Raw genomic sequence first — 9,005 nt, forward strand, 5'->3', positions numbered from 1 at the left:
CAATGGCTATAGGCAAAGTATGGTGAGTTTTGTAACATCAAGCGAAAAGGTGATTCATACCATGAATCAGCAACGCCGAATGACCTAATAAACTAAAGCGCTGCGTATCGACAACAAACGCAATCGGAGATCTGGGCTGGATGTTTTCGATCGCCATTAGGGACAAAACCGCCGCAATTTGCGAAGTTTCTGACACCAAGTTAGGGGGTGAAGTGGGATTGAAGGGCGAAGGGCGCAAATTGTTCGGAACGACTACCACAAAGCCATACCGCGCCACGAGGCTAGCGCAATCTGAATAAAATGATTTATCTAAAAGCGCACCTTGCAATAAAAGTGCGATCTGGAAAGAGTAAGCGCCCGAATTAAGAGCTGATGATTTAGGATAATAAAGGTCAGCTAAATTGTTATTAGCCGATATCGCCGTGCTGTAAAAAGCAATTTTTTTAAATTGCGGTCAATAATACATCGTTGTTATAACCCTGCCAAATCTTCTTTATAAAAATGTTTTTTAGAGTGGTGAATCGGAATTTCGATTTCCAATGTCGCCCCTCGATCGTCGGGTAGCGAAAGACAACGGAGTTGCCCGCCGTGCTCGTCCACTACAATAGCATAGCTAATCGATAACCCCAGCCCCTTTCCTTGACCCACTTCCTTCGTTGTAAAAAATGGCTCAAATATGCGTTGTTGAATATCTTCGGTTATGCCCGGGCCGTTATCAGTAATATAAATACCAACTTGACAGTTCGAGAGTAACTTCGTGCCAATAGTAATAGTAGGGATTGAGCTGCTATCATCTACATCGTTTGCCCAACTTTTTTCTGATTGCAACGCATCAATCGCATTAGTCAGGACGTTCATAAAAACCTGATTCATTTGCCCCGCGTAGCATTCTATCTTTGGCAGAGCCTCATACTCTTTTACAACTTTAATTATCGTTTGATCTGCTTCATCTTTCAGCCGATGCTGCAAAATCATCAGCGTACTCTCAAGTCCTTCATGGATATCCACCGCTTTTAACTCAGCTTCATCGAGTCTGGAAAAATTCCGCAGCGAGTGCACTATTTCTTCGATTCTGTCAGCTCCTATCTTCATAGAAGCAATTAGCTTCGGCAAGTCATTCCTGAGAAAAGTGAAATCGATTGCCTCAAGTTGTTCCTGGATAGCGGCTGTGGGATTGGGGAAATCTTCTGCGTAGAGTTGCACCAGCTTCAGCAAATCTTGAGTGTACTCTGTTACGGGGCAGAGGTTCCCTTTAATGAAGCTAATCGGATTGTTAATTTCGTGAGCTACCCCCGCTACGACATTCCCCAAACTTGACATTTTCTCGCTTTGGATGAGTTGAGCTTGCGTATGTTGTAACTGTTGTAGAGCCAGCTCTAGCTGCTGGGATTTTTCCCGCTCTTTAGCTTCGGACTCCCGCAATCGCGCATTTTGCTCGTGCAGTTTTTTTTGCAAACGCTGAATAGTTAGTTGATTTTCGACACGAGCTAAAACTTCTTCTAAATGAAATGGCTTGGTGATGTAGTCTACTCCTCCTACAGCAAATGCTTTGACTTTATCCAACACTCGATCTAGGGCGCTCAAGAAAATAACTGGAATACCCGAAGTTCTGCCATCAGCTTTTAAATGTTGGCAAACTTCGTAGCCATTCATCTGGGGCATAGTGATGTCGAGCAAAATCAAATCTGGTGGGGTAGAACGCGCTGCTTTTAATGCCATTTCCCCGTTTATTACGCCCCGAACTTTATACCCTTTGTCGCTCAGCATAGTGGATAAAAGACGCAGATTGTCTGGGGTATCGTCAACCACTAAAAGATTGGCACAATCAGATTTTAATTGCTGGCTATTCATGGAATCATTTCTTCAGTTAAGTTAGTGATTTTATCAAACCTAAAATTGTTAGCCCAATCGGCGATAGTCTCTGCAAAAGAAGTATTGGATTTGGAGATGACGGCGACCAAACTTAAAATCTGCTCTGCATCAGCATCGATAGCTGCTTGATGTAACTGTATCACCCACTCCGCAGGCATTGCCGCTAAAGTCGTCCTCAAGAATTCAGTTTTTTCCGCTTCTTTTACACTCAAGTCTTGACCCTCAAGCTGAAATAATGTAAAGTTCGGTAAATCTTCATAGATATACTGTACCCCTAAATGTTCAGCCATTTTGGCAAAAATAACTTCTTCTTGAAAAGGCTTGCTCACAAAATCGTCACAGCCTGATGATAAAACAATAGCTCGCTCCTCCTCAAAAGCGCTAGCGGTCAACGCAACAATCGGGGTAGCCTCATCTTTAATCTTGGCTTTAATTTGTCTGGTAGCCTCATACCCGTCTATCACAGGCATTTGCATATCCATCCAAATTAGGTGAGGTTTCCAAGTTTCCCAGATTCTAATAGCTTCTTGACCATTTACTGCTTCGCGCACCTCCAAGCCAAGCGGTTCGAGAAGATTAACCAATAGCAAACGGCTCTCCCATTTATCATCAACCACCAAGATGCGATATGAGGGTTGGTTGGGTTCTAAACCAATTACCCGCCTTCTTGATTGTCGAGGTTGAACTTTAGCCATCTCAGGGGAGCTAATTTGGATATCAAAACTAAAAATTGTTCCTCGATTCAAGGTACTGCTGACGGTAATGTCTCCTCCCATCAGTTGTACGAATTGTCGGCTGATGGGTAAACCCAACCCAGTTCCTTCTTGAGATTTCCGACCCGCGTCCGTTTGTACAAAAGGCTCAAATAAAGAATCTACATCAGTAGGAGCAATACCGTGACCCGTGTCTTCCACTTCAAACGTAATAGTCCGTGGTTCCTTGTCTGTTGGGAACTTTTGTTTCGCACTAATTGCTGCAACCCGAAGTGTCACACTTCCATTAGTAGTAAACTTGATCGCATTTCCTAGCAAATTAATTAAGACTTGACGCAATTTGCTTTCGTCAGTTTTTACATACTGAGGAATGTTATAATTGATGTGCCAACTGAGCTTTAGACCTTTAGAATCAGCTTTGAGTTTGAGCATTTCTTCAAGAGAATGGAGCAAATGATACAGGTCAAAGCTAGTAGGATTTAATGTAATCCGACCTGCCTCGATTTTAGACATTTCCAGTACGTCATTAATCAGCGTCAGCAAATGCTCGCCAGAACGACTAATGATGGCGATCTGTTCCTGCTGTATGTGAGAAAGGGATGGGTCGCGTCCCAGCACTTGGGTAAAGCCGAGAATTGCATTGAGGGGAGTTCGCAATTCGTGACTCATTTTTGATAAAAATTCGCTTTTAGCCTTGTTAGCCGCATCTGCAACTTCTTTGGCTTGTTGTAAGGCTGCCTCTGCTTTTTTGTCCTCCGTAATATCGCTGGCTGTGCCAGTTATTCCTAGAATATTTCCCTCGGAATCCCGCACTACAAGTGAATTAAACCGGAGATTGATAGGTCTGCTGTCTTTAGCTAATTGTATGGTTTCATACTGAAATACGGACTCTCCATTCAGCATACGTTGGAATATCTCGTTATCTTTGGGAAGTTGTTCAGGTATCTGAAACTCACTGAATTTTCGCCCTATCATTTCTTCAGGGCTGTAGCCAAAAATCTGTTGGACGGCAGCGTTGACGAAGGTATAACGCCCTTCAACATCAACTGACCAAATCATATCCTGCGATGTTTCAACTAAGTCACGGTATTTAGCCTCGCTTTCTTTTAGCGCTTCTTCTACCCTTTGACGATCGGTAATGTCGTTAATGACTAAGAGAATACACGCTTCTCCACCCAGCTCAATAATATCTGCTGATAACAGCATCTTCCTCACCTCGCCTGAAGAAGTACGACAATCAAATTCCTGATTGCGAACCACTCCTGATTCTTGCAATAGCTGTTTGTATCTGTCACCTTCTTCTAAATTAAGCCAAAGATTCAACTCAATTGCTGTAAAACCAATTACCTGTTCGCGAGAGTAATTAAAAGTGCTGAGGAAACTGTCGTTCACTTCAATGTAGCGTCCATCTGCAAACCGGGCGATCGCGATCGGGTTAGGACTGGAACGAAAGGCTTTAGAAAATTTTTCCTCAGACTGGCACAAGGCTATTTCTGTCTGCATTCTGACAGCCATTTCCTGTTCCAATTCTTGCGTTCTTTCTATAACCTTACGTTCCAGGGTTCGCGAGTATTCCCCTAATTGGTCATAAAGTTGAGCATTCTCAATAGAAATAGCAATTTGGGCCGATAAAAGTTTTAACAGTTCTAGCCTATCTGTAGTAAAAGCCCCTTCAGTCAGATTATTTTCCAAATAAAGAAGGCCAGTCAGCTTACCTTGGTGCAGCAGAGGAGTGCAAAGAATCGATTTCGGTTGAGTAGCTGCAATATAAGGATCGCGAGTAAATTGTCCTTCTTGAGCAGCATTATTTAACACCACATTTTCCTGAGTGCGAATCACATAATTGGCGATCGCACTTGCCAGCAAAAGAGTACCCCCGGAAGCTGCTGTTGCATTGAGAGGAAGCGATCGCAGCACACTAACTTCATCCTCCTGCACCGAACCTTCCGCCTCAATCGCCCAGTTTCCCGCTTTTTCTAAAATCAAAAAACCTTTTTGGGCCCCCGCATTTTCGATCGCAATTTTCATCAATCTTTCCAGCAACCTACTCAAAACAATTTCACCCGAAATCGCTTGGGAAGCTTTCATCACAGTAGTTAAATCTAACGTCTCCCCCAAATTATTGCCAGTAGTCGCCGTCGTAGTGCGATTAACTTTATTTTGAGTAGTTGTCTTCCCTGAAGTTCTCGCGATTAATTGAGGATATTTTTCCTCCAAACTCTCAACTTGACTTTTAGCACCCCAATATTGGTAGCCATAGTGAGCTTTAGTCAAGTAGATTTGGGCAAATTCTTCTCGATCTTTCCCCAACCAGAACTTAGCAGCAAGAAACGCCGCCAGCGCTTCATTCTGAATAAAATCACCCTCTCTGGCCTGGGCTATCGCGCGATCGTACAAATCCATCGCCTCCAAATCTCGACCTGAAATTCTCGCCATTTCTGCCGCCACCAGCGAGAATTTATGTGCGAAACTTTCCGAGCAATTGTCCGCCCAAACTTTGATTTGTTTCTGATTAGCTTCTAATTGCTGCCAGTAATCTTTTCGCTCCGATTCAGAAACCTCGGAATACAGAGCCGTTAAAATCAGACAACGGTAAAAATAATGGTGAGCACTAGAAATATGACCCATCAAATAATCGAGCAGCCCTGCCGCGCGTTCAGATGCTTCTAGCGCCTCACTATACTGTTCGTCAAGATAAAAAGTCTGCGCTTTTAAAACGTAAAACTCGCACAGTGCCGCCATACTTTTACGGCTGTGGAAATTTTCTAAATGCTGTTTTTCGCTAACATCATCCTCTTCGCCCATCAAATTTAAAATTGCTGACTTATTAGCAATAATAATATCAATCGCCCATAAATTTTTAGTTTGCTCGCAAAAATGGAGCGACTTGACAATATCTTCCAAGAGATTATTCAAATTCATGCCCTGGAAGAAATAGGTAATAGTTTGAAACATCCGGTTATAACCAGTCCATTGCAAATTGCCCGATTGCAAGCCAACTTTATAACCTTCATTATTAATTTCCGCCGTAGTTGTGAGCGGTCTCACCCAGCAGTTTAAGTAATTAGCAAATATCACACTATCTTGGCAGTTTTGAGACAAGTTATTTGAATTTTCGCTGAGAGTCAGAGCGAGTCTGCCAAACTCATAAGCCGATTGGTAATCCCCTAAAATTGAATTCAGGATAATTCCATAACATGAATAGCAGTAAGACCCTCCCGCTACAAAACCGTACTTGAGAGAAAGGTTAATCGCTTCGATCACAGTCAACTTCCACAGTTCTTGAGATGAAAAAAACGTTAGCGGTCCCATGTTTCCCAATAATTTCATGGCCATTTTTTGAACCGGATCTTTCATTTTTTCGGCATGAATTAATGAAGCAATTTCTTGGTTGGCTAAATTGGCTTTAGCGGCCGCCATTCCCGCATTAACCGCCTCGCTTAAATTATCTTCAGCCAAATCTATGCCCAGCAATCTAAGGGCTTTTAATCCCGATTGAACTGCTGCTTCATATTTACTCAGCAGAGTGTACTGCACGATCAAAATGTTGTATATTTCGGCTTTTTCTATATCAGATTTTGCCCGGGAAAATGCCACTTCTATTAAAGCTTCTGATTCTTCAAAATTGCCGTTTAAATATTCTGCCTCTGCCAGCTCCTTATGAAAGGTAAAAGCTAGTTCGTAGGATTCTTGCCAAATATCGCCCGGTAAAATTTCTCGACCGATTTTTAAGTAGTCTCTGGCAGCAGCATAAGCCGTTGCATCTTTGGCTTTGCGAGCGGCTGTTAAATTTAAAATAGCTAGTTCAGTTTTCTCACGATCATCAATGATTAAAATCCGACCCGAATTTAAATGATCGGCAATTTCAAAAATTCTTTCGGCTCGCCGCTCAGGAGAAATATTTGCCAGTAACAGGCGACCAATTTGTAGGTGAATTGCTGTTTGCAACTTTGAGTCAATCAAAGCGTAACCTGACTGCTGCACGCGGTCGTGCAAAAATTTATAAGTAGTAATTACCAAGTCTGAGTTAATTATTTCTGATTCGGTAGCACCTAACTCAGAAGTAGTTAATATTAATCCCTCTTGGATGGCTGGCAATAGTTCTTGAAACGTGGCTACCCAAGATTTCTCATTAATAATTGAAAGAGTATTTAAATCAAAACTATTACCCACGCAAGCAGCCAATCGCAAAACTTGCTGAGTTGATTCGGGCAGTCTTTTCAATTTTTTCAGCATCAATTCAATGACGTTATCTGTAATCCCTACTGATTCAATTTCTGAAATATTCCAATCCCAGTTTCTTTCTTGAAAATTGAATTTCAGCAGGTTTTCTTGATAAAGAGTTTTGAGAAACTGATTGACAAAAAAAGGATTACCTTGAGTTTTACTGACCACTAACTCTGCTAGGGGGAGGGCTGAGTTTTGGTCTTGACGCACGGTATCACTAATTAAGTTAACTATCTGGTGAAGGTGTAAGGGGGCTAAAGTAATTCGCTCGATTCTTGCACCTTGATTTTGGAGCTCATCCAAAGTCATCATTAAAGGATGAGATGGGTTGACTTCGTTGTCTCGATAAGCACCAATTAGAAATAGATAGTTCGTTTGCTCATCTGCTATCATTACTTGTAGCAATTTCAATGTAGCGACATCAGCCCATTGTAAATCGTCGAGAAAGATGACTAAGGGATAGTCAACTGAACAAAACACGCGGATGAATTTTTGAAATACTAAATTAAAGCGGTTTTGTGCTTCGGCAGCGCCTAATTCTTGTACGGCGGGCTGGTGGTCAATGATTAATTCTACTTCCGGAATGACATCTACAATGATTTGACTATTGGCGCCAACCGCAGCTAATATTTTTTCTTTCCAGGTATTGAGTTGATTTTCGCTTTCTGTTAAGAGTTGCTTGACTAATGATTGAAAGGCTTTGACAACCGCCGCGTAAGGGATATTTCTTTGAAATTGGTCGAATTTTCCGGCGATAAAATAACCTCTGGCTTTAGTAATTGGTTTATAAACTTCTTGTACTAGGGCGGATTTTCCAATGCCGGAGTAACCGGATACTAGCATCATTTCGGTGCTGCCCCTGCTGACTCGCTCAAAGGCTGCTAATAAGGTTTCAACTTCATTTTCTCTGCCGTAGAGTTTTTCAGGGATGAGGAAATGGTCTGTCATATCCCGCGTCCCCAATGCAAACGTCTCAATGTTACCAGTGTTTTGTAGTTGAGCCAGACAAATTTCTAAATCGTGTTTCAGTCCTAATGCACTCTGATAGCGATTTTCCGCATTCTTGGCCATCAGTTTACTAACAATTTGGGATAAAATTAGGGGAACTTCTGGGTTGATTTGATGTACCGGAATTGGCTGTTTAGCTAGATGACAATGCACTAACTCCATTGGGTCGTCTGACTCGAAGGGTAACTGTGTTGTCAACAATTCATAGAAGGTCACACCCAGGGAATAAAAGTCACTCCGATAGTCAATGCCTCGATTCATTCTTCCTGTCTTTTCAGGGGAGAGATAAGCTAAGGTTCCTTCGAGGGTGTTGGGGTTCTGGATTTCTAGGGTTTCTCTCGGCAGCAGGGAAGAAATACTGAAGTCAATGAGTTTAATTTGTTTGCTATGTGGGTTAATCAGAATATTGGCGGGTTTGATATCTTTATGAATAACTCGGTTTTGGTAGAGAGAGTGGAGAATATTTGCTAAGTCCCTGGCTAGGTTGAGAAAGTTTTCTAAAGATAGAGATTTATCGGGTTGGTTTTTATCAGTTGCTCCCGGGAGATAAGTAGACAGGGAAACTCCTCCAAAGTCCTCCATTATCAAAGCATAGGCGTTTTTGTAAGGTGCTAAATCGAGGGGTTCAACTACTCCAGGTAGACGTAGATTTTTGGCGATGGTGTACTGGTTGCGGAATTGCACCAATTCGCTGAAGCTGGGGTATTCGTTCCGCAGCAGTTTGATGACGACTGGAGTGCGATCGCTCTCCCGAACACCGCGATATACTAGAGTGCGAGATCCTGCATACAGTTGTTCTGTTATGCGATACCCCGGCAGGTCAGTAATTGCATCCATTTTCCAGTCCTCTAAAAATTGGGATTACTATATTTATAGTTTACCTAGCAAACCAGGAACATTCCGACGTTACCTCTAATGTGCCTCAACTTTTCAGTCCGCGTTGTGTATGAACGCTAGTCGCTAGTTGGATACTGAAGCCATCTTATTAATTGTTTAGAAATTGTCTCCACTAGAGCGGGACTTATCCATAAGTATGCTTATCTGGCTCAGTCTGCACTTTGGCAGGATGTCAAAAAGTCTATTAAAACTAGATAACATACAACAGATATAGGGAGCATCCCGGTTTTGTAAATATCCCCAAATCAGCGTAAAATAGTTAAAATCAATAGAAGCGTCAAAAAAAGT

At 42.2% G+C, this 9,005-nt stretch carries 3 protein-coding genes; all 3 read right to left on the reverse strand.

Annotation, left to right across the window (positions count from 1 at the left end; all coding sequences use genetic code 11):
* Positions 1-37: 37 nt before the first annotated feature.
* Genes QUA99_RS31575 through QUA99_RS31585 form a run of 3 tightly spaced genes read right to left on the reverse strand, consistent with a single transcriptional unit; the run spans position 38 to position 8,657 of the window.
* The gene (locus tag QUA99_RS31575; protein ID WP_333245162.1) at positions 38-439 is read right to left on the reverse strand and encodes a hypothetical protein; all 402 of its coding nucleotides are present in this window, start codon (positions 437-439) and stop codon (positions 38-40) included.
* Between the two features lie 32 nt (positions 440-471).
* Positions 472-1,851 carry a response regulator gene (locus tag QUA99_RS31580; protein WP_333245156.1) on the reverse strand — a complete coding sequence of 460 codons (1,380 nt, stop codon included), beginning with the start codon at positions 1,849-1,851 and terminating at the stop codon, positions 472-474.
* Positions 1,848-8,657 (reverse strand): AAA family ATPase, encoded by a 6,810-nt coding sequence (locus QUA99_RS31585; protein WP_333245159.1) that lies wholly within the window; start codon positions 8,655-8,657, stop codon positions 1,848-1,850. The genes QUA99_RS31580 and QUA99_RS31585 overlap by 4 nt, the downstream gene beginning before the upstream one ends.
* Positions 8,658-9,005 lie beyond the last annotated feature (348 nt).

Origin of the sequence: Microcoleus sp. F10-B2 (assembly GCF_036704965.1) — a bacterium.
GTDB lineage: Bacteria > Cyanobacteriota > Cyanobacteriia > Cyanobacteriales > Microcoleaceae > Microcoleus.